We start from the raw sequence: 20,516 nt of genomic DNA on the forward strand, positions 1-20,516 counted from the left end.
AAGCCGGTCGGGTTCTCGAACGGATCCAGAACGGCAAAGCAAAAGACGTTGCCTACTCGGCGCACGACGTCACCCATCGGTGATTCCCTTCGTCTTGCTCAAAAGACGATAAGCCGAGAAAACGACGGGCGGGCGGTGGACAGGAGTGAAGACCACACCGGGACCGACTCACATATCGACGGTCACGTTGCCATCCACCACCGAGGCTGCGTAGACACGGACCGACGAGATTCCACTCGGGCAGGTGCCGTCGTCGAGAGAGAAGGCGTATTGATGAAGTGGGCAGACGACTACGGACCCGTCGATCTGGCCGTCGGCCAGTGGTCCGCCCCGGTGCGGGCAGACGGCGTCCATCGCGCGCACCGAACCGTCACCGAGCAGGAACACAGCCACCTGCTTACCGTCCACGACGTAGGCCCGCCCCTCGCCCGGAGTCAGATCTTCCAACGCTCCCACCGGCACGCTCATCGGACCGGCACCTGTGGCAGCGGGAGCAGTGGCAGCGAAGGTGCGAACTGCGCGGGCGATTTGGGTGCCGTGCGGTCCTGCCATGGGTCCACGTAGCCGTCGACCGATGTTTGCAGTCGCTCGTCGAGTCCGGCGACGATGCCGTCACGGTCGTCGATCAGAACGCTCTGCAGTTCCTCCAAGCCGATGCGCGGAACCCAGGCGTAGGTCCGTTCGAGCCACTGCGCGTTCTCCCGATAGTGCTGGATGAATCTGCCTGCCACTGTCATCACCTCCTCGGCTCCTGTCACGGTGGCCAACAGATCTCCCTTGCGGATGTGAGCCCCGGCCGCGCCGCCGACGTAGATCTCCCACCTGTCCTCGCCGACCGAGACCACGCCGAAGTCCTTGCACAGCGCCTCCGAGCAGTTGCGCGGGCAGCCGGCGACCGCGAGTTTGAGTTTCGCGGGAGTCTCCAACCCTTGGAACCGCTCTTCGAGCGCGATGCCGAGAGCCGTCGAGTCGCCGAGACCGAAGCGGCAGAAGTCGCTGCCCACACAGGTTTTCACCGTGCGCATGCTCTTGCCGTAGGCGAAGCCGGAGGGCATGTCCAGATCGCCCCACACCTTGGGTAGGTCTTCCTTCTTGATCCCGAGGAGGTCGATGCGCTGTCCGCCGGTGACCTTGACCAGCGGGACGTGGTACTTGTCGGCGACGTCGGCGATCTTGCGCAGTTGATCCGGGGTGGTGACGCCACCCTTCATCTGCGGTACCACCGAGAACGTGCCGTCCCGCTGAATGTTGGCGTGCACCCGGTCGTTGATGAACAGTGCGCCGCGCTCGTCCACCCAATCCGGACCCCAGACGGTGCGCAGCAGTGACGCCAGCGGCATCTTGGCGGCGGCGTCCTCGACGCCGTCGGTCGCAAGCGCCGTGAACACCTGCGAGACTGCCCGGAGGTCCCGCGATCTGATTGATTCGATCAGTTCCGGCTTCGTCATCGGGATACACGGCACGTACCGGTCTGCGGTGGGGTCCGCTTCGACCGCGCCACCGGCTGCGCACGCGATGATGTCTTTCACCAACCCCTTGCAGGACCCACATCCCTTGCCTGCTCGGGTCTTCGCGGTCACATCGCTCAGATTCTTGGCACCGGCGTGCACGCAGGCCACGATGGCACCCTTGGTGACGCCGTTGCAGTTGCACACCTGAACGTCGTCTGCCAGTTCGGCGGCTCCTGTTGCCGCAGAGGGCGTTCCCATGTCGAAGAGCATGCTGATGCGCTCGTCGGGCAGCGGCACCTTCTCGTCGAACGCCTGGGTGAGAAAGTTGGCCTTGGAGATGTCGCCCAGCAGAGTGGCACCGACGAGCTTGTTGTTCCGCACGATGACCGATTTGTACGTGCCACTGCGTGGTTCGTAGAACTGAACGAATTCGTCGTCGTCGCGCTCGGGCGCGGTGATCCCCATCGACGCGACGTCGACGCCGGCCACCTTGAGCTTGGTCGTCAGACGCGAACCGTGATACGCGGCAGCGGGATCGGCACCGGTGAGTACATCGGCCAGGACAGCGGCCTGCTCCCAGAGGGGCGCGACGAGGCCGTACACCTCACCGCGGTGCTGACAGCATTCGCCGACGGCATAGATGGAACCCTCGTCCTCGCAACGCAATTGGTCGTCGACGACGATTCCGCGTTCGATGACCAGGCCGCCGGCGCGGGCAAAATCGACACTGGGCCGAATTCCGGCGGTCACGACGACCATGTCGGCGTCCAGCGAGGTGCCGTCGTTGAAACCGACGCCGATGACGGTACCGTCGTCCGACCGCAACACGGAGGTGGTTCTCTTCGAGGTGTGGACACCGACGCCGAGCGACTCGATCTTGTTGCGCAACACTCGTCCACCGCGCTCGTCGAGCTGCTGGTTCATCAGGTGCCCGGGGGAGTGCACCACGTTCACGTCCAGCCCCTGCGTCCGCAGTCCGTACGCTGCTTCGAGACCGAGCAGTCCGCCGCCGATCACCACCGCCGACACGTCGTCGCGTGACTGCGCCATCTGCAACATGCCGTTGGTGTCGGCGATCGTGCGGAATCCGAACACCCCGCGTGCCAGTCTGCCGTCGGACTCACGCAGACCGTCCATGTTCGGGAAGAACGTGTTGCTACCGGTGGCGATGATCAGTATGTCGTAGTCGACGGACCGACCGCTTTCGCAGACAACCGTTTTGGAGAACCGGTCGAGCGACACGGCTCGATCGCCCACGTGCAACGTCACGCCGTTCTCGCTGTACCAACTCATGGGGTTGAGAACGAGATCCTCGTCGTCGACGGTGGCCTCACCGGACAGCACGTGGGAGAGCATGATGCGGTTGTAATTGCCGTACGGTTCGTCGCCGATCATCGTGATGTCGAACAGCGAGCTGCCGTCTCGCTCGAGGATCTGCTCGACCGTCCGGGCACCGGCCATTCCGTTGCCGATCACCAGCAATCGCTGTTTTCCCGAAGGCATCAGACCAGCACCAGACCGAAGTCGACGACGACCTCTCCGCTGGTTCCGGCAGGGGCCGCGATCACCAGCTCGAGCACGGTATCGGGATCGACGTCCTCGACGACCCGCAACGGAATGTTGACGCCGCTCTTGGCTCCCATCGGGAACATACGCATCGGGCTGCCGTCGCGCAGCAAGGTCACGACCACCAGCTCATCGCTCGAATTACCGCCCCGGAAGTACAGCGGTTGGGCCGTCACCCCCTCGGGGACGACGAAACTCAGGCTGGGATCGATCAACTCGGGCTTGTCCAGACCGTTGCCGGTGAAGGAGAAGACGCCTTGCAGAAATCGCGGTGTGCTGGCCATACCCACGAGGCTCCGGTGTCGGGGTGACGCCACCGCTGCGGTGACGTTACGTCGGCATCAGAAAGACCTCACCGGCTCCCGGCTCCTCGTGTGCGTTCGGGTCAGAGCCCGAAGTTGCCCGGGCCGCGCCGCCGGAGGTACTTCTCGAACTCGGCGGCGATGGCGTCGCCGTCGATCTTGGCGATCGCATCGGACATGTCCACCTCGGCGTCACCCCGCTCCTCGAGGCTGCGCACGTACTCGCTGATCTCCTCGTCCTCTTTGGTCATCTCGTTGACCGCCTCCTCCCACTCCTCGGCCTGCGTGGGCAGCTCGCCGAGCGGCACCTCGATGTCGAGTACGTCCTCGACCCGCTGCAGCAACGCCACGGTGGCCTTCGGATTCGGTGGCTGCGACACGTAATGGGGGACAGCAGCCCAGAACGACACGGCCGGCACCCCTGCCTTGACACATTCGTCCTGCAGAACGCCGGTGATGCCGGTGGGCCCCTCGTAGCGGGTCTGCTCGAGGTTGAACTGTTCGGCCGACTCAGTGCTGTAGGCAGTGCCGGTGACCGGGACGGGCCTGGTGTGCGGCGTGTCGGCCAGCAGCGCACCCAGAATGACGACGGTCTCGACGCCGAGCTGTTCGACGAACTCGAGCAGGTCGTCGCAGAAGCTGCGCCACCGCATGTTGGGCTCGATACCGCGCAACAAGACCACGTCACGGTCGCTCCCGGGCGGTGAACACACCGACAATCGAGTCGACGGCCACTCGATCTCGCGGGTGACCCCGTCGACCTGACGAACGGTCGGCCGATTGACCTGGTAGTCGTAGTAGTCCTCGGAGTCCAGCTCGGCCAGTGGGCTGGCGTCCCAGATCAGCTCCAGATGTTCGACCGCGCCGCTCGCCGCATCGCCTGCGTCGTTCCAGCCCTCGAAAGCGGCGACCAGTATGGGGGAACGCAGCTCGGGAATGTCGTCGTCCAGATCGTCCTCGTCGTAGTCGGCGTCGGCGTCTGTGGCGTTCGCCACAGCATCCTGCACGGCCTCGATCAGCGCGGCGTCCAAGGGGATGTCCGCGTCGGCACCTGATTTGTCCATTTTGTCGGTACCGTCGTCGGGCAGGGACTGATCATCGAGGTTTCGGGGACTCACCACGACAGCCTACGACTCGAGGTAACCGTGGTGCCCACTACTCTGTAGTGATGCCCGATCAACACAAGCCCGGTCTGCTCGATGCGATTTCACGTCGCGTTGTCATCGGCGACGGAGCAATGGGCACGATGCTCCAGGACGCCGACCTCACTCTCGACGACTTTCTCGGCCTCGAGGGATGCAACGAGATTCTGAACCACACCAGGCCCGACGTGCTGCGCGAGATTCATCGCGAGTACTTCGCGGCCGGCGCAGACGCCGTGGAAACGAACACGTTCGGATGCAACCTGCCCAACCTGGCCGATTACGACATCGAGGATCGAATCCGCGAGTTGGCCGAGAAAGGCACCCGGCTCGCCCGCGAGACTGCGGACGAAATGGGACCCGGCCGCGACGGGATGGATCGGTACGTCCTGGGTTCCATGGGCCCCGGAACCAAGCTCCCCACACTCGGCCACGCCCCGTTCGCACGGCTGCGCGATGCGTATACCGAGGCTGCGCTCGGAATGATCGACGGCGGTGCCGACGCCATTCTGGTCGAGACGTGCCAGGACCTGCTGCAGGTCAAGGCCGCGATCATCGGTAGCCAGCACGCCATGGACAAGCTCGGCGTCCGAATCCCGATCATCACCCATGTGACGGTCGAGACGACGGGCGCAATGCTGGTCGGCAGCGAGATCGGTGCAGCCCTCACTGCGCTCGAACCGCTGGGCATCGACATGATCGGGCTGAACTGCGCCACCGGCCCCGCCGAGATGAGCGAACACCTGCGCCACCTGTCGAAGCATTCACGTCTTCCGGTATCGGTGATGCCCAATGCCGGACTGCCCACGTTGGGCGCGAAGGGTGCCGAATATCCACTGACCGCCCCCGAATTGGCCGACGCTCTGAGCGGTTTCGTCCACGAGTACGGGCTGGCACTCGTCGGCGGATGCTGCGGCACCACCCCCGAGCACATTCGTCAGGTTGCCGACATGGTGCACGGGGCGACGAAGCTGGAACGGAAGCCGGCCCCGGAGCCAGGGGTCTCCTCGCTCTACACCGCTGTGCCGTTCGAGCAGGACGCCAGCATCCTGATGATCGGCGAGCGCACCAACTCCAACGGCTCCAAGGCATTTCGTGACGCGATGCTCGCCGAGGACTACGAGAAGTGCCTCGACATCGCCAAGGATCAGACCCGCGACGGCGCGCACATGTTGGACCTGAACGTCGACTACGTCGGCCGCGACGGTGCCGCCGACATGGCGGCACTCGCCAGCAGATTGGCGACTGCGTCGACGCTGCCGATCATGCTCGACTCCACCGAACCGGCCGTGCTCGAAGCCGGCCTCGAGCACCTCGGTGGACGTAGCGCCGTCAACTCGGTCAACTACGAGGACGGCGACGGTCCCGACTCGCGGTTCCAGAAGATCATGCGTCTGGTCAAGGAACACGGTGCCGCCGTGGTCGCTCTGACCATCGACGAGGAGGGGCAGGCGCGTACTGCCGAATGGAAGGTGCGTGTCGCAGATCGCCTGATCACCGACATCACCGAGAACTGGGGCCTGCGCCACGAGGACATCATCGTCGACACCCTCACCTTCCCGATCTCCACCGGCCAGGAAGAGGTTCGACGCGACGGCATCGAGACCATCGAGGCCATTCGGCAGCTCAAGGAGAAGTATCCGAAGGTGCACACCACCCTCGGATTGTCGAACATCTCGTTCGGCCTCAATCCTGCTGCCCGGCAGGTGCTGAACTCGGTCTTCCTGCACGAGTGCACCCAGGCCGGCCTCGATACCGCCATCGTGCACGCGTCGAAGATCCTGCCGATGAACAAGATTCCCGACGAGCAACGCGAGACCGCTCTGGATCTGGTGTACGACCGCCGCCGCGAAGGCTACGACCCGTTGCAGAAGCTCATGCAGCTGTTCGAGGGCGTCTCGGCAGCATCGGCCCGGGAATCGCGCGCCGAGGAACTGGGTCGGCTGCCGTTGTTCGAGCGGCTCGAACGCCGCATCGTCGACGGCGAACGCAACGGCCTCGACACCGACCTCGACGCCGCGATGGCCGAGAAGCCGCCTCTCGAGATCATCAACGAGACGTTGCTGTCGGGCATGAAGACCGTCGGTGAGCTGTTCGGTTCCGGCCAGATGCAGCTGCCGTTCGTGCTCGCGTCCGCCGAGGTGATGAAGGCTGCCGTAGCGTACTTGGAGCCACACATGGAGGCCACCGACGACGACGGCAAGGGTCGGATTGTGCTCGGTACCGTCAAGGGCGATGTGCACGACATCGGCAAGAACCTCGTCGACATCATCCTGAGCAACAACGGCTACGAGGTGGTCAATCTCGGTATCAAGCAGCCGATTTCGACCATTCTCGAAGCCGCGTTGGACAAACGCGCAGACGTGATCGGCATGTCCGGGTTGCTGGTGAAGTCGACGGTGGTCATGAAGGACAACCTGATCGAGCTGAACTCCCGCGGCGTGGCGGAGCAATTTCCGGTGCTTCTCGGCGGTGCTGCGTTGACGCGGTCGTACGTCGAGAACGATCTGCAGGACGTGTACGAAGGCGACGTGCACTATGCGCGGGACGCGTTCGAGGGCCTGCGTTTGATGGACACCATCATGACCACCAAGCGCGGTGGCGGTCCGGCCCCCGACAGCCCCGAGGCGCTCGCCGCGAAGGCCAAGGCTGCCGAGCGCAAGGAGCGGCACGAACGGTCGAAGCGCATCGCGGAGAAGCGTAAGGCCGCCGAGGCTCCGGTCGTGGTACCCGAGCGATCCGACGTCGCCGCGGACATCGACATTCCGGTACCGCCGTTCTGGGGCACCCGCATCGTCCGAGGCGTGTCCCTGGCCGATTACTCGGGGCTGCTCGACGAACGTGCACTGTTCCTGGGGCAGTGGGGCCTACGAGGAGCCCGCAAGGGTGAGGGTGCCACCTACGAGGATCTGGTGGAATCGGAAGGCAAACCGCGCCTGCGGTATTGGCTGGATCGGCTCAGTACGGACGGCATTCTCGCGCACGCCGCTTTGGTGTACGGATACTTCCCGGCCGTTTCGGAGGGCGACGACGTCGTCGTACTCACCGAGCCCGAACCCGATGCGCCCGAACGCTTTCGGTTCACGTTCCCGCGTCAGCACCGCGACCGCTTCCTCTGCATCGCGGACTTCGTCCGATCACGCACTGCGGCAAGGGAATCCGGGCAAGTCGACGTGCTGCCGATGAACCTGGTCACCATGGGGCAGCCCATCGCGGACTTCGCGAACGAATTGTTCGCAGCCGACGCGTACCGCGACTACCTCGAGGTGCACGGGATCGGAGTTCAGCTGACCGAGGCTCTCGCCGAATACTGGCATCGCCGAGTGCGCGAGGAACTGAAACTGTCCGACGGCAAATCGGTCGCCGCAGAGGACCCCACCGAGGCCGAGGGGTACTTCAAACTCGAATACCGCGGAGCTCGTTACTCGTTCGGCTACGGGGCATGCCCCGATCTCGAGGACCGGATCAAGCTCGCCGCACTCCTCGAACCCGAGCGAATCGGCGTCAAGCTCTCCGAGGAACTGCAGCTGCACCCCGAACAGTCGACCGATGCGTTCGTACTTCACCACCCGGAGGCCAAGTACTTCAATGTCTAGAACCCACCTGCACGGTGTCCTGTGGGACATGGACGGCACCCTGCTCGACTCGGAGAAGATCTGGGACGTGGCCATCGGTGAGTACTCCCGCACACTGGGAACCGAACTCAGCGCGGAAGTACGCGAGAGCACCCTCGGCAATTCGATGCGGGACGCCTTGCGCAAAGTGCTCGCCAATGCGTCGGTTGCGGTCACCGACGACAACCTGGCCGAGGGCCGCGAGTGGTTGACCACGCGCGTCGGCGACATGTTCGCCGAAGGTATTCCGTGGCGGCCCGGTGCCAAGGATGCTCTTGCTCTCGTACGCGACATGGGCCTGGCGACCGGATTGGTCACCAACACCGAACGTGGGCTCGTCGAGCGTGCACTGGAGACACTCGGGCGCGACTATTTCGACATCACCGTCAGCGGCGACGAGGTCGAGTTCGGGAAACCGCACCCGGCGCCGTACCTGCGGGGTGCCGCACTGCTCGGCGTCGACGTCGGTGCCTGCCTTGCAGTGGAGGATTCTCCGACAGGCTCCCTGTCCGCACATACTGCAGGCTGCCCGGTACTGGTCGTCCCGTCTGAGGTGGCGGTTCCGGCAGCGCCGGGCTACACCATCCGCGACGGTCTGGTCGGACTGACCGCCGACGACGTCCGGCGGGCCTGGGCGGCCTGACTCCTCGAATCTCGACCGAATTGATTCCGCTGGATACCGACGTGAAAGAATACGAATCCGTGAAGACTTTCGATTCCCTGTTCGCCGAGCTCACCGACCGCGCGAAGACCCGCCCCGAGGGCTCGGGCACCGTCGCTGCGTTGGACGCAGGTGTTCATTTCCAGGGAAAGAAGGTCCTCGAAGAGGCCGGCGAGGTGTGGATCGCCGCCGAACACGAGAGCGACGCTGCACTCGCCGAAGAAATTTCGCAGCTGCTGTACTGGGTTCAGGTCATGATGGTGGGTAGGGGAATCGCTCTCGAGGACGTCTACCGACATCTGTGAGGCAAGGCCCGAACGTCTCCTGTGAACTCACCGATGAAGGAAAACTCCATGCTGCGTGTAGCCGTACCCAACAAGGGCGCGTTGTCCGAATCCGCCGCCGAGATCCTCAGCGAGGCCGGCTACCGGCGTCGGAGCGACTCCAAGGATCTGACCGTCCTCGACCCGGCCAACGGGGTCGAATTCTTCTTTCTCCGTCCCAAGGACATTGCCATCTACGTCGGGTCGGGCCAGCTCGATCTGGGCATCACCGGACGAGACCTGGCTCTCGATTCCGGGGCAGCGGTCGAAGAACGCCTGGCGCTCGGATTCGGCCGGTCGACGTTCCGCTACGCGGCACCCGCGGGTAAGGAATGGGCACCCGAGGACTTGGGCGGACTGCGCATCGCCACCTCGTACCCCAATCTGGTGCGTAAGGACCTGGCCGAGCGCGGCTTGGAGGCCACGGTGATCCGTCTCGACGGGGCCGTGGAGATCTCCATTCAACTCGGTGTCGCGGACGCCATCGCGGACGTGGTCGAGTCGGGTCGCTCACTGCGTCAGAACAATCTCGTCGCGTTCGGCGAATCGCTCTGCGATTCGGAGGGCGTACTAATCGAGCGCGCAGGCGCCCCTGGAACCGACTCCGCACGCAAGCAACTCATCGCCCGCGTACAGGGCGTCGTCTTCGCCCAGCAGTACCTGATGCTCGATTACGACTGCCCCAAGTCGATCCTCGACGAAGCCGTCAAGATCACCCCCGGCATCGAATCACCTACGCTCGCACCGATGGTCGACGACAACTGGGTTGCCGTGCGCGCCATGGTCTCTCGCAAGGTCCACAACAACGTGATGGACGAGCTCGCGGAACTGGGCGCGAAAGCCATTCTCGCCTCCGACATCAGGTCCTGCCGAGCGTTCTGAGTGCGTGGCGGAACGCCCGTCGTTCCGCCACGATCACGCGCGTCGGCGAACCAGCACTGTTTGCGCGATGCGCCCGACCGGCCCCAGTTCGTCACTGAGGGTGCCTGCGCACATGGCGATGCCGTCCGGACCCGTCGACGTCTCGGCCGACACTCCGATCCAGTCGCCCTGGGGTTCGCGGAAGACGTGCACCGTCAGATCGGTGTTCAGGAACGTCCACTGCTCGATCGGCAATTTCGCACCCACACCGTTGGCGATGTCGGCAATCGAGAACAGCCGTTCGAGTGGCGTCATCGACTCACCCTGCACCAGAACGGGAGTCGGCTTCGCCCACACTTCACCGGGCCCCGCTGCGCCGAGCTCGGTGAGGAACTTGAACTCGACCGCGTCGAGGTATCCGGAGGTCCAGAGTCCGCCGAAGGTGCTGTCGACGCCGGCGCTCACCGGTCGCATCACCGGATCGCCCACGTGCACGACGTCGTCGGTGGGCTCGGTACGCATACGCCATGCGCTGCCCCGCGCCACCGCTCGCGCCGGCCCCGCTGATCCTCGAGCCCAGAGTTCGGCGACGACGAGTTCGACATTTGCGCCCGGCCGCGCCGTCCATGCGCGAATCGTGATGTCCGACACCGGAACCGGTCCGAGAATGTCGACGACCACCCGGCTGATTCGAGTATCGGGTCTGGCGTCGACCCGCTCGAGTGCGCGGACCAACAACGCGGACGGCGGAGCGCCGTGCTGCATCGTCGGTGCCCACAGGCTGACGGTGTGCTCGGTCGCGGTGACGATCTCGTAACCGTCGCCGTCGACACCGGCAGGAACGAAGAAGGCGTCCGGACTCGTCACAGCTCCGTCTCCTCCTGCTCCGCAGCCGCCTGCGGCCAACCGGGGTACGGCGGGGGAGTGCCGCCGAACTCGGGGCACAGTGCCCGGTGATCGCACCACTTGCACAGTGCGCCTTTCTTGGCGCGGAAGTCGCCGGTCTCACCGGCCGCCAGAATCGCCTTCCAGATGGCCGAGAGCATGCGCTCGAAGCGCAGCAGCTCGCCCTCGTCCGGGGCGTACGTCAGCTCCTGCTTGTCGGCGAGGTACATCAACTTCAGTTGCGCGGGAACGACTCCGCGCATGCGCATGATCATCAGCGCATAGAACTTCATCTGGAACAGAGCTTTGGATTCGGTGAACTCGCGCGGCGCACGTCCGGTCTTGTAATCGACGACGCGAATCATTCCGTTGGGTGCAACGTCGATCCGGTCGATGAATCCGCGCAGCGGCGTTCCGTCGTCCAACGCGATCTCGACGCGCTGTTCGCAGGACTCGGGATCGAAGTGCGTGGGATCTTCGAGTTCGTAGTACCCGTCCACCAGGGCACGAGCCCGGTCGAGGAACGCCGGACGGTCGTCCGCCGAAACCAGCGACGCGATGTCGGGTGACTCGGCCACGACCCGATCCCAGGCCGGGTCCACCAAATCGCGGGCTGTGGTGGGCACTCGATCGCGGGCGGGGAGTGCGTACAGGGCCTCGAGTGCGGCATGCACCACAGTTCCCTTCACCTGAGCTTCGGTGGAGACCTCGGGAAGCCGGTCCACGGCACGGAAGCGATACAACAGTGGGCACTGCTTGAAATCACCTGCGCGAGAAGGAGACAGAGCCGGGGTACTGCGGTTGCCGGACCTCGAACGCGGTACGCCGGCGCTGTCATCGACAACGAGAAGAGGTAAGTCGATGGGGCTCGACACGGAAATACTCACGACTGCGAGACTATGCCGCTGGTCCGACATCTTCGGTGAAGGCCGTAGTCTGGCACGTCGAGTCGTCCCCCGACGCCTGCCGATCGAGGCCGAGCGTCACATCGCAACGAAAGCAGGTCCGCTGTGTCCTCCGGTGATTCCACATCCGCGTCGACCGACGGATTCGAGGCCGACGCCGCGTTCGACGCCACGGTCGACGCATCGCTGCCCAGTGCGGACGACGTGGTCACTGCCACGACCGACGAGATCGAACTCGACCCGAATGTCACGTCCGGCGCGGAGGTCACTCCCGCTGCCGACACTCCGACTACCGATGCAACAGCAACCGCGGAGACCGGTCCCGCCCGCAGTGGGCCGTTTCGAGTGGGCGATCGAGTTCAGCTCACCGACGGCAAGGGTCGTCACTACACGGTGGTACTGGAAGCCGGTAAGGAATTCCATACTCACCGCGGCGGCATTACTCACGACAAACTGCTCGGTGCCGACGAGGGCAGCGTCGTCACCTCCGTCAACGGCACCCCCTACCTCGCGCTGCGGCCGCTGCTGACCGACTACGTGCTCTCGATGCCCCGCGGTGCCCAGGTGATCTACCCCAAGGACGCGGCGCAGATCGTGCACGAGGGTGACATGTTCCCCGGCGCACGGGTGCTCGAGGCCGGTGCAGGATCCGGCGCTCTGACGTGCTCGCTGCTGCGTGCAGTCGGTACAGAAGGAACGGTCATCTCCTACGAGATCCGGCAGGACCACGCCGACTACGCCGTGAAGAACGTCGAGACGTTCTTCGGCGAGCGCCCGTCGAACTGGCACTTGACCGTGGCAGACGTCGACCAGTTCGGTGTCGATCGTCCGGGTGAGCAGGTCGATCGGGTGGTTCTGGACATGCTCGCGCCGTGGGACGCGTTGCCCGCGGTGTCCAAGGCCCTGGTCCCCGGTGGGGTGCTGCTGGTCTACGTGGCCACGGTGACGCAGCTGTCCAAGGTCGTCGAGGCGCTGCGCGCGCAGGAGTGCTGGACCGAACCTCGATCGTGGGAGTCGATGGTTCGCGGCTGGCACGTGGTGGGTCTCGCGGTTCGCCCCGAGCACCGCATGCAGGGCCACACGGCATTCCTCGTCAGCGTTCGACGCCTCGCCGAGGGCACCGTGACCCCGAAACCGCAGCGTCGTTCCGGTAAGGGCTGACGCTGCAGGCTCGGCTGTCGACTCAGACGCAGGGTGCCTGGCCCATGGCCAGGATCTGACACGTGCTGGCGTCCGACAGCTTCCAGGTGCCATCGATCAGCACCCAGGTCTGCGGTGCCGGAGCCGCGGTCCCGCGTGGAGTGGCGATGGCGACGTCCGCGGTGGACGTCTCGCCTGCGACGGTCGGCTCCGACACCTCGAAGGTAATCGCTCCGTAGTTCGCCAGTGCGGCGGTCATCGTCTCCAGGTTCGTCAGGCGCGCCTGACCGTTCTCCACTGCCGCAGCCTTGGTCGCTGGGTCCACGTCCGGTGCCACCAGCTGCTGCAGCGAGGTCTGCAGCTCGGCGACGGTAGGTGCTGTGACAGCCGGTCCGGCGGTGGTCGTCGGCATGGAGTCGCTGGTCGACGCGGAATTGTGATCGGCGTGATCGGATTCATCGCTCGAACTGCATCCTGCACCCACCAGAGCCACCGCGGCTACTGCGACGCTTGCCGAGAGAATACGCATTTTCACTGGTGAGGCCCCTGATTCCGTCGTCTGTCGATCGTTTGGTCAGGTGAGGCTAACATGAACTGGGATGGCCTTTCGGGGCCGCCGAGCAGAGTGGATGCCGACCCCGTTCGAGGTGTCGGTCCGCATCTCCGCGCCGCTGCCGGTAGCGTTGATAGATCGTCACTGGGAGGAGTCGCTCATGAGCTCAACAGACAATCCGGATGTGGCCGCGGCCAGAGCCGAACTGGACGCCGTGCGAGCCGAAGTCGCGTCGCTACGGCGCCAACTGGGGGAGTCCCCCGAGCAGGTACGCGAGCTCGAGGGCCGGGTCGATTCCTTGTCGCTGCGCAACACGAAGTTGCTCGACACTCTCAAGGAGGCCCGGCAACAGCTCATCGCGCTGCGCGAGGAGGTGGACCGTCTCGGCCAACCGCCGAGCGGATACGGCGTCCTGCTGAGCGTGTTCGAGGACGGCACCGTCGACGTGTTCACGTCCGGTCGGAAGATGCGGCTGACGTGCTCACCCAACATCGAGGCCGACACGCTCGCTCCGGGGCAGACCGTGCGGTTGAACGAGGCGTTGACCATCGTCGAGGCGTGCACCTTCGATCAGGTCGGCGAGATCAGCACTCTCCGAGAGCTTCTGGGGGATGGATCGCGCGCTCTCGTCGTCGGGCATGCCGACGAGGAACGGGTGGTCTGGCTGGCCAAACCGTTGATCGACATGGTCAACGACGACGGACCGGTCGACCCGGACGAGCCGTCGCGGAAGCTCCGTCCCGGAGATTCGCTGCTGGTCGACACCAAGGCCGGCTACGCGTTCGAGCGAGTTCCCAAGGCCGAGGTGGAGGATCTCGTCCTCGAGGAGGTTCCGGACGTCGGATACGAGGACATCGGCGGTCTCGGGCGACAGATCGAGCAGATTCGGGACGCCGTCGAGCTGCCGTTCCTGCACAAGGACCTGTTCCGGGAGTACTCACTGCGTCCACCGAAGGGCGTGCTGCTGTACGGCCCTCCCGGGTGTGGAAAGACGTTGATCGCCAAGGCCGTTGCCAACTCGTTGGCCAAGAAGATCGCCGAGGCACGTGGCCAGGATGCGCGGGAGGCGAAGTCGTTCTTCCTCAACATCAAGGGCCCCGAGCTGCTCAACAAGTTCGTCGGTGAGACCGAGCGTCACATCCGCATGATCTTCCAGCGGGCACGAGAGAAGGCGTCCGAGGGCACGCCGGTCATCGTGTTCTTCGACGAGATGGACTCGATCTTCCGTACCCGCGGCTCCGGCGTCTCGTCCGACGTGGAGACGACGGTCGTTCCGCAGTTGCTCGCCGAGATCGACGGTGTCGAGGGCCTCGAGAACGTCATCGTGATCGGTGCGTCCAATCGCGAGGACATGATCGACCCGGCGATCCTGCGACCCGGCCGACTCGACGTGAAGATCAAGATCGAGCGTCCCGACGCCGAATCGGCACAGGACATCTTCTCGAAGTACCTGACCGATTCGCTTCCGGTCAACGCCGACGACGTCGCCGAGTTCGGCGGCGATCGCGCGGCGTGCATCCGGGGCATGATCGATCGCGTCGTCGAGCGCATGTACGCCGAGAGTGACGACAATCGGTTCCTCGAGGTCACCTACGCCAACGGGGACAAGGAAGTTCTGTACTTCAAGGACTTCAACTCCGGGGCCATGATCCAGAACATCGTCGACCGGGCGAAGAAGTACGCCATCAAGTCGGTTCTCGAAACCGGAAACGCCGGACTGCGGATTCAGCACCTTTTCGATTCCATCGTCGACGAGTTCGCGGAGAACGAAGATCTGCCGAACACCACGAATCCGGACGACTGGGCTCGGATCTCGGGCAAGAAGGGCGAGCGAATCGTCTACATTCGCACGTTGGTCACCGGCAAGAACGCCAGCGCGAGCCGGGCGATCGACACCGAGGCCAATACCGGTCAGTACCTGTAGATCCACCGCTGGGCAGTATTCGGGGCGCGTCCGCACAGGGCGCGCCCCGAACTGCATCCGTCGGCCGTCTAGGCTCGACTTATGCAGCGCATCATCGGTATCGAGGTCGAGTACGGCATTTCTTCACCGACCGAACCCACCGCCAACCCGATCCTGACGTCCACCCAGGCGGTGTTGGCGTACGCGGCAGCCGCAGGAGTGCCGCGCGCCAAGCGCACCCGCTGGGACTACGAGGTGGAATCACCGCTGCGCGATGCACGAGGCTTCGATCTCGGACGGTTCAGCGGACCGGCTCCGGTCATCGATGCCGACGAGATCGGTGCTGCGAACATGATTCTCACCAACGGTGCCCGCCTGTACGTCGATCACGCGCACCCCGAGTACTCGGCCCCGGAGGTGCGGGACCCATTGGACGCGGTGATCTGGGACAAGGCAGGCGAACGCGTCATGGAAGCGGCCGCACGGCACGCGTCGAGCGTCCCGGGGGCTCCGCGCCTGCAGCTGTACAAGAACAACGTCGACGGCAAGGGCGCGTCGTACGGCACGCACGAGAACTACCTGATGTCGCGTGAGACGCCGTTCTCGGCGGTGATCGCGGGGCTCTCGCCGTTCTTCGCCTCCAGGCAGGTCATCACCGGCTCCGGTCGAGTCGGTATCGGCCAGTCGGGCGACGAGGCCGGGTTCCAGCTCTCGCAGCGAGCGGACTACATCGAGGTGGAGGTCGGACTGGAGACCACCCTCAAGCGCGGCATCATCAACACCCGGGACGAACCGCACGCAGACGCAGACAAGTACCGACGTCTGCACTGCATCATCGGCGACGCCAACCTGGCGGAGATGTCGACCTACCTCAAGGTGGGAACCACGGCCCTCGTGCTCGACCTCATCGAGGCGGGCGTCGACCTGTCGGATCTGCAGCTGGCCAGGCCGGTCACGGCTGTCCATCAGATCAGCCACGATCCCACCCTGCGCAAGGCCGTGGCACTCGCCGACGGCCGCGAACTGACGGGCCTTGCGCTGCAGCGGATCTACCACCAGCGGGCGGCGAAGTTCGTGGCTGCCGAGGGCAGCGACGACGCACGAGCACTGGACGTGCTCGACAAGTGGGCGATGGTGCTGGACCTGCTCGAGCGCGATCCCATGGAGTGCGCGCATCTGCTGGACTGGCCGGCGAAATTGCGACTGCTCGAAGGGTTCCGACAGCGTGAGGGCCTCGGCTGGTCCGCTCCGCGGCTGCACCTGGTGGACCTGCAGTATTCCGATGTTCGCCTCGACAAGGGGCTATACAACAGGTTGGTCGCCCGCGGTTCGATGGATCGTCTCGTGACCGAGCAGCAAGTTCTCGATGCGGTCGGCACACCGCCCGACGACACGAGGGCATACTTCCGCGGCGAATGCCTGCGCAAATTCGGTGCCGACATCGCCGCGGCGAGCTGGGACTCGGTCATCTTCGATCTCGGTGGCGATTCGTTGGTACGGATTCCGACGCTCGAGCCGTTGCGGGGAACGAAATCCCACGTCGGTGCCCTGCTGGAGTCCGTGGACAGTGCAGCGGAACTGGTCGACCAGCTCACCACCTGATCGTCCAGGGCATTCGAATGGGTCGTTCGGCGGTGTCTTGCCAACCGGCGAGGTCGGACTGTCGGTAGGGTAAAGGTCCGTGCACTTTCGGCGGAACGTTCGGTAGCACTTGCACATCCACGCCGGTGCGCCTCGGATGACCCGGCGACCGTGCAGTAGATCTGTTTTCTCGATACACAGAGGAGGTCGGCGACTATGGCTCAGGAGCAGACACGGCGCTCGGGCGGCGGCGGCGACGACGAGGTCCCAGGCGACACGGGGGCCGGTGGCCAGGAACGGCGCGAGAAGTTGGCCGAGGAGACCGACGACCTTCTCGACGAGATCGACGACGTTCTCGAGGAGAATGCCGAGGACTTCGTCCGCGCCTACGTTCAGAAGGGCGGCCAGTGACGGTGGATCGTTCGGACCCACGGTCGGCAGGCGACGGACCGGCGATTCCGCTGGGGTCCAGTAGCTCGTCCTTCTCCGACTACCTCCGGCAGCACGCCCCGCACCTGCTGCCGGAGAGCGGCCTCGCCGCGGACCTGGCGTCCCACGCCGCCAACGGCACCACCGACAAGTCCGGCATCGCTCCGCACGGTACGACGATCGTCGCCCTCACCTACGCGGGCGGGGTGCTGATCGCCGGTGATCGGCGCGCCACTCAGGGCAATCTGATCGCCAACCGTGACATGCAGAAGGTCTACGTCACCGACGAGTACTCCGCTGCGGGCATTGCCGGAACTGCGGGTATCGCAATCGAATTGGTTCGTCTGTTCGCTGTCGAACTCGAGCACTACGAGAAGATCGAGGGCGTGCCGCTCACCTTCAACGGCAAGGCCAACAAGTTGTCGTCGATGGTTCGGAGCAATCTGGGTGCGGCGATGCAGGGACTGGCTGCGGTGCCGTTGCTGGTCGGATTCGACATCGACATCTCCGATCCCGACAGAGCCGGACGCATCGTGTCGTACGACGTGGTCGGCGGGCGTTACGAGGAGCGGTCGGGCTATCACGCAGTGGGTTCGGGCTCGTTGTTCGCCAAATCCGCGCTCAAGAAGTTGTACCGCCCCGGAATGTCCGAGGACGAGGCGCTTCGGGCTGCAGTCGAGTCGCTGTACGACGCCGCCGACGACGACTCGGCCACCGGTGGTCCCGATGTCACCCGCGGCATCTACCCGACGGCAGTTGCCATCACGAGCGTCGGTGCGGACGACGTCGCGCACGATCGCATATCGGCTGCGGCCCGATCGGTTCTGGCAGAACGAACCGAGAGCGCAGCACACACCGGCGGCACGGACCACCACACCCGAGCAGGCCAGGAAGTCAGCGAAGGGGGTAGCGCGCTATGACGATGCCGTATTACGCATCTGCCGAACAGATCATGCGCGATCGTTCGGAATTGGCGCGCAAGGGAATCGGCCGCGGCCGCAGCGTCATCGTGCTGGCGTATGCCGACGGGGTCCTGTTCGTCGCCGAGAATCGCTCGACCGCGCTGCACAAGGTCAGTGAGCTCTACGACCGCATCGGTTTCGCTGCCGTCGGCAAGTACAACGAGTTCGAGAACCTACGCAAGGCCGGCATCCAGCACGCAGACATCAAGGGATACACCTACGATCGACGCGATGTCACCGGCCGGTCGTTGGCGAAGACCTACGCCCAGGCACTGGGCACCATCTTCACCGAGCAGCTCAAGCCGTACGAGGTCGAGATCTGCGTCGCCGAGGTGTCCCATCAGGACGAGCCGATGGCCACGCAGCTCTACCGCATCACGTACGACGGCTCCATCGTCGACGAACAGGATTTCGTCGTCATGGGCGGCACCACCGAGCCCATCGTGGCCGCGCTGAAGGATACGTACCGGTCCGGCCTCGGGTTGGCGGACGCAGTTCGTATCGCCGTCGACGCGCTCACCGCCGGTCCGACGTCGCCTGCGACTGCCGGTGCCGAGCCCGAGAAGAAGGTTCTCGAGGTGTCGGCCCTGGAGGTAGCCGTCCTGGATCAGGGGCGACCGCGTCGAGCGTTCCGGCGTATCGCTGGAGCTGCTCTGGCGGACATGTTGCCCGCATCGGCACCGTCCGCGACCGGCGACGGCTCCTCGGAGCCGGAGACTCCGCAGTAGTCCCCACACTTCGGATCGAGGTCGACGGCCTCGTGCTCTATCGCTTCCGGTAGAGCACGAGGCCGTTCTTGTCGCTGCTGAACTGGAATGTCGTGCCGTCTCCGACGACCTCGCCGTCGGCCGCGAGGGCAACCGGGGCACCGTCCACCTCGACGGTCAAGCGTTGCGCCACACTGCGCACGTAGGCAGGCGACGAGCCGAGCGTTCCGGTGATCGTCGCCCACAGCAGTCGTGTTCTCGATGCCTTGGGCTCCGACGGGAGAAAGCGAACATCGAGGGTGCCGGTATGAATGCTGCTGCGCGACATGGGAACTTGATCGATCGGATCGTAAGTACCGTTACCGACGAAGAGCATCCACACCGAGTGAGGCGCCCCGTCGAGTCGAATGTTCAGTGGCTCTGCAGCCGCGAGCACTCGTGTCATCGCAACCGCAGCGGCCGGCCACTTACCGATTCGCTTCTGCAGCTTCTGCCGTAACCGCACCGAGTCGGGGTAACCCCCGAACGTCGCGGTGTTGACGAACGACACACTGCGGCCGTCGACGTCCACCTCGGCGATGTCGACCAGTTCGGCGGTGCCCGCCTCGACGGCGGCGGCGGTGTCCTCGACTGCGGTCAGACCGGTGTCGCGAGCGAAGTGGTTGAGAGTGCCACCCGGAAACGCGGCGAGTGGCAGGCCGTTACGGGCGGCCGAGGCGGCGACGCTGACGACCGTGCCATCGCCTCCACACACTCCGAGAGCACGCGGCGTCGTTCTCCGAATTCTCTCTTCCAGTTGCTCGTTGAAGTCCCTCTCGGGATCGGGTACGAAGAGGTCGGCGTCGGGGAGCTCGCGACGGATGGCGTCCGGTACCGCCTCCGAACCGTCACCGGATCCGGGATTGACCAGCACCAACAGTCCCCGTCCGCCCGGCAGTGCCTCGACCTCGACCGGCGAGCCGAGATCGGCGGGCTTTGCCGAACGCACGGCCCACCAGCGGCGGGTCGACAGCGCGATCGCCGAACCGAGCGCCGCTCCGGCGACGACATCGGTGGGCCAGTGGACGCCGACGTGAACCCGGGAATAGCAGACTGCTGCGGCGACCGGAGCCAACAGCAATCCTGCCTTCGGTGATTCGATGGCGACCGCGGTGACGAAGGCGGCTGCGGACGCCGAGTGACCGGAGGGAAACGACGAGGACACCGGCGGGGCGAGCACCCGGCGCAGTACGGGAACCAGCTCGGTATCCGGCCTCGACCTCGGGAACACCGGCTTGAGCAGACCGTTCGCCACGGCGCTCGCACCCGCCACGGCGATCAGCCCCCGCACGCCGCCGCGTCGGGCCGAGCCACCGGCCGCGCCGAGAAGTGCGGCAGCTCCGAGCCACAGGCGACTGTGATCGGCGGCCGTGCTCAACGCGCGGAGCCCTGCATCCGCCCTGCTCGAGCGCAATGCCGCGCTTCGTGAAACCAGGGACAGGTCCCACGCGTGAACCGAGGCCGCAACAGACGTTGGCGTGGAAGTCATAGG

18 protein-coding genes are annotated in these 20,516 nt (G+C 65.0%); 10 read left to right on the top strand and 8 right to left on the bottom strand.

The features are described from left to right. Positions 1 to 168: 168 nt before the first annotated feature. The 4 genes from CH262_RS09210 to CH262_RS09225 all read right to left on the bottom strand — a co-directional run bounded on the left by CH262_RS09210 (position 169) and on the right by CH262_RS09225 (position 4,383). Positions 169 to 468, bottom strand: a complete 300-nt coding sequence (locus tag CH262_RS09210; protein ID WP_032387443.1) for a Rieske (2Fe-2S) protein — start codon at positions 466 to 468, stop codon at positions 169 to 171. Further along, positions 465 to 2,954, bottom strand: coding sequence for a nitrite reductase large subunit NirB (gene nirB / locus CH262_RS09215; protein WP_032387442.1), 2,490 nt, complete (start codon positions 2,952 to 2,954; stop codon positions 465 to 467). Before nirB ends, CH262_RS09210 begins: the two co-directional genes overlap by 4 nt. Then, on the bottom strand, positions 2,954 to 3,301 hold the full coding sequence (locus tag CH262_RS09220; protein ID WP_027497076.1) for a hypothetical protein: 348 nt from the start codon (positions 3,299 to 3,301) through the stop codon (positions 2,954 to 2,956). The genes nirB and CH262_RS09220 overlap by 1 nt, the downstream gene beginning before the upstream one ends. Before the next feature lie 101 nt (positions 3,302 to 3,402). Beyond that, on the bottom strand, positions 3,403 to 4,383 hold the full coding sequence (locus tag CH262_RS09225) for a PAC2 family protein (RefSeq protein WP_228139408.1): 981 nt from the start codon (positions 4,381 to 4,383) through the stop codon (positions 3,403 to 3,405). Positions 4,384 to 4,487: 104 nt separating this feature from the next. On the opposite strand from CH262_RS09225, the gene metH reads away from it, so the two are divergent. From metH to hisG, 4 genes are read left to right on the top strand one after another with little or no spacing between them, the layout of a single operon-like run. Further along, the gene (metH, locus tag CH262_RS09230; RefSeq protein ID WP_032387440.1) at positions 4,488 to 8,057 is read left to right on the top strand and encodes a methionine synthase; all 3,570 of its coding nucleotides are present in this window, start codon (positions 4,488 to 4,490) and stop codon (positions 8,055 to 8,057) included. Continuing rightward, positions 8,050 to 8,718: an HAD family hydrolase gene (locus CH262_RS09235; protein ID WP_032365803.1), complete on the top strand. Its 669-nt coding sequence runs from the start codon at positions 8,050 to 8,052 to the stop codon at positions 8,716 to 8,718. The genes metH and CH262_RS09235 overlap by 8 nt, the downstream gene beginning before the upstream one ends. A 59-nt stretch (positions 8,719 to 8,777) precedes the next feature. Then, complete coding sequence (locus CH262_RS09240; protein WP_032387554.1) at positions 8,778 to 9,041, top strand: phosphoribosyl-ATP diphosphatase; 264 nt, start codon at positions 8,778 to 8,780, stop codon at positions 9,039 to 9,041. A 48-nt stretch (positions 9,042 to 9,089) separates the two neighbouring features. Continuing rightward, positions 9,090 to 9,941 (top strand): ATP phosphoribosyltransferase, encoded by an 852-nt coding sequence (hisG, locus tag CH262_RS09245; RefSeq protein WP_027497081.1) that lies wholly within the window; start codon positions 9,090 to 9,092, stop codon positions 9,939 to 9,941. Positions 9,942 to 9,974: 33 nt separating this feature from the next. Here hisG and CH262_RS09250 read toward each other — a convergent pair whose 3' ends face one another. Both CH262_RS09250 and CH262_RS09255 read right to left on the bottom strand, forming a co-directional pair. Continuing rightward, on the bottom strand, positions 9,975 to 10,787 hold the full coding sequence (locus CH262_RS09250) for a thioesterase family protein (RefSeq protein ID WP_032387439.1): 813 nt from the start codon (positions 10,785 to 10,787) through the stop codon (positions 9,975 to 9,977). Beyond that, on the bottom strand, positions 10,784 to 11,590 hold the full coding sequence (locus tag CH262_RS09255) for a RecB family exonuclease (RefSeq protein ID WP_052057378.1): 807 nt from the start codon (positions 11,588 to 11,590) through the stop codon (positions 10,784 to 10,786). Before CH262_RS09255 ends, CH262_RS09250 begins: the two co-directional genes overlap by 4 nt. A 465-nt stretch (positions 11,591 to 12,055) precedes the next feature. On the opposite strand from CH262_RS09255, the gene CH262_RS09260 reads away from it, so the two are divergent. Further along, positions 12,056 to 12,871 (top strand): tRNA (adenine-N1)-methyltransferase, encoded by an 816-nt coding sequence (locus CH262_RS09260; RefSeq protein WP_048318521.1) that lies wholly within the window; start codon positions 12,056 to 12,058, stop codon positions 12,869 to 12,871. A 22-nt stretch (positions 12,872 to 12,893) separates the two neighbouring features. Here the strand turns inward: CH262_RS09260 and CH262_RS09265 are convergent, their stop codons facing one another. Then, positions 12,894 to 13,379: a hypothetical protein gene (locus CH262_RS09265; RefSeq protein ID WP_032387438.1), complete on the bottom strand. Its 486-nt coding sequence runs from the start codon at positions 13,377 to 13,379 to the stop codon at positions 12,894 to 12,896. Positions 13,380 to 13,563: 184 nt separating this feature from the next. Between CH262_RS09265 and arc the strand changes: the two genes are divergently transcribed. From arc to prcA, 5 genes are all read left to right on the top strand, one after another. After that, positions 13,564 to 15,327, top strand: a complete 1,764-nt coding sequence (gene arc / locus CH262_RS09270) for a proteasome ATPase (protein WP_032365854.1) — start codon at positions 13,564 to 13,566, stop codon at positions 15,325 to 15,327. 81 nt (positions 15,328 to 15,408) lie between these two features. Continuing rightward, on the top strand, positions 15,409 to 16,908 hold the full coding sequence (gene dop / locus CH262_RS09275) for a depupylase/deamidase Dop (protein ID WP_027497085.1): 1,500 nt from the start codon (positions 15,409 to 15,411) through the stop codon (positions 16,906 to 16,908). A 195-nt stretch (positions 16,909 to 17,103) separates the two neighbouring features. Next, positions 17,104 to 17,298 (top strand): ubiquitin-like protein Pup, encoded by a 195-nt coding sequence (locus CH262_RS09280; protein ID WP_027497086.1) that lies wholly within the window; start codon positions 17,104 to 17,106, stop codon positions 17,296 to 17,298. Continuing rightward, positions 17,295 to 18,236, top strand: coding sequence for a proteasome subunit beta (gene prcB, locus CH262_RS09285; protein WP_027497087.1), 942 nt, complete (start codon positions 17,295 to 17,297; stop codon positions 18,234 to 18,236). Before CH262_RS09280 ends, prcB begins: the two co-directional genes overlap by 4 nt. Next, positions 18,233 to 19,006: a proteasome subunit alpha gene (gene prcA / locus CH262_RS09290; RefSeq protein ID WP_027497088.1), complete on the top strand. Its 774-nt coding sequence runs from the start codon at positions 18,233 to 18,235 to the stop codon at positions 19,004 to 19,006. Before prcB ends, prcA begins: the two co-directional genes overlap by 4 nt. A 37-nt stretch (positions 19,007 to 19,043) precedes the next feature. Here prcA and CH262_RS09295 read toward each other — a convergent pair whose 3' ends face one another. Beyond that, on the bottom strand, positions 19,044 to 20,513 hold the full coding sequence (locus tag CH262_RS09295) for a bifunctional phosphatase PAP2/diacylglycerol kinase family protein (protein ID WP_032387437.1): 1,470 nt from the start codon (positions 20,511 to 20,513) through the stop codon (positions 19,044 to 19,046). Positions 20,514 to 20,516 lie beyond the last annotated feature (3 nt).

The organism is Rhodococcus sp. 05-2255-1e, from assembly GCF_002259025.1.
Taxonomy (GTDB): domain Bacteria; phylum Actinomycetota; class Actinomycetes; order Mycobacteriales; family Mycobacteriaceae; genus Rhodococcoides; species Rhodococcoides fascians.

Bases quoted from the DNA above. Each gene is read 5' to 3' on its own strand.
- CH262_RS09210 (WP_032387443.1), bottom strand. From the start codon at position 468: ATGAGCGTGCCGGTGGGAGCGTTGGAAGATCTGACTCCGGGCGAGGGG.
- nirB (WP_032387442.1), bottom strand. From the start codon at position 2,954: ATGCCTTCGGGAAAACAGCGATTGCTGGTGATCGGCAACGGAATGGCC.
- CH262_RS09220 (WP_027497076.1), bottom strand. From the start codon at position 3,301: ATGGCCAGCACACCGCGATTTCTGCAAGGCGTCTTCTCCTTCACCGGC.
- CH262_RS09225 (WP_228139408.1), bottom strand. From the start codon at position 4,383: ATGGACAAATCAGGTGCCGACGCGGACATCCCCTTGGACGCCGCGCTG.
- metH (WP_032387440.1), top strand. From the start codon at position 4,488: ATGCCCGATCAACACAAGCCCGGTCTGCTCGATGCGATTTCACGTCGC.
- CH262_RS09235 (WP_032365803.1), top strand. From the start codon at position 8,050: ATGTCTAGAACCCACCTGCACGGTGTCCTGTGGGACATGGACGGCACC.
- hisG (WP_027497081.1), top strand. From the start codon at position 9,090: ATGCTGCGTGTAGCCGTACCCAACAAGGGCGCGTTGTCCGAATCCGCC.
- CH262_RS09265 (WP_032387438.1), bottom strand. From the start codon at position 13,379: ATGCGTATTCTCTCGGCAAGCGTCGCAGTAGCCGCGGTGGCTCTGGTG.
- arc (WP_032365854.1), top strand. From the start codon at position 13,564: ATGAGCTCAACAGACAATCCGGATGTGGCCGCGGCCAGAGCCGAACTG.
- dop (WP_027497085.1), top strand. From the start codon at position 15,409: ATGCAGCGCATCATCGGTATCGAGGTCGAGTACGGCATTTCTTCACCG.
- CH262_RS09280 (WP_027497086.1), top strand. From the start codon at position 17,104: ATGGCTCAGGAGCAGACACGGCGCTCGGGCGGCGGCGGCGACGACGAG.
- prcA (WP_027497088.1), top strand. From the start codon at position 18,233: ATGACGATGCCGTATTACGCATCTGCCGAACAGATCATGCGCGATCGT.
- CH262_RS09295 (WP_032387437.1), bottom strand. From the start codon at position 20,513: ATGACTTCCACGCCAACGTCTGTTGCGGCCTCGGTTCACGCGTGGGAC.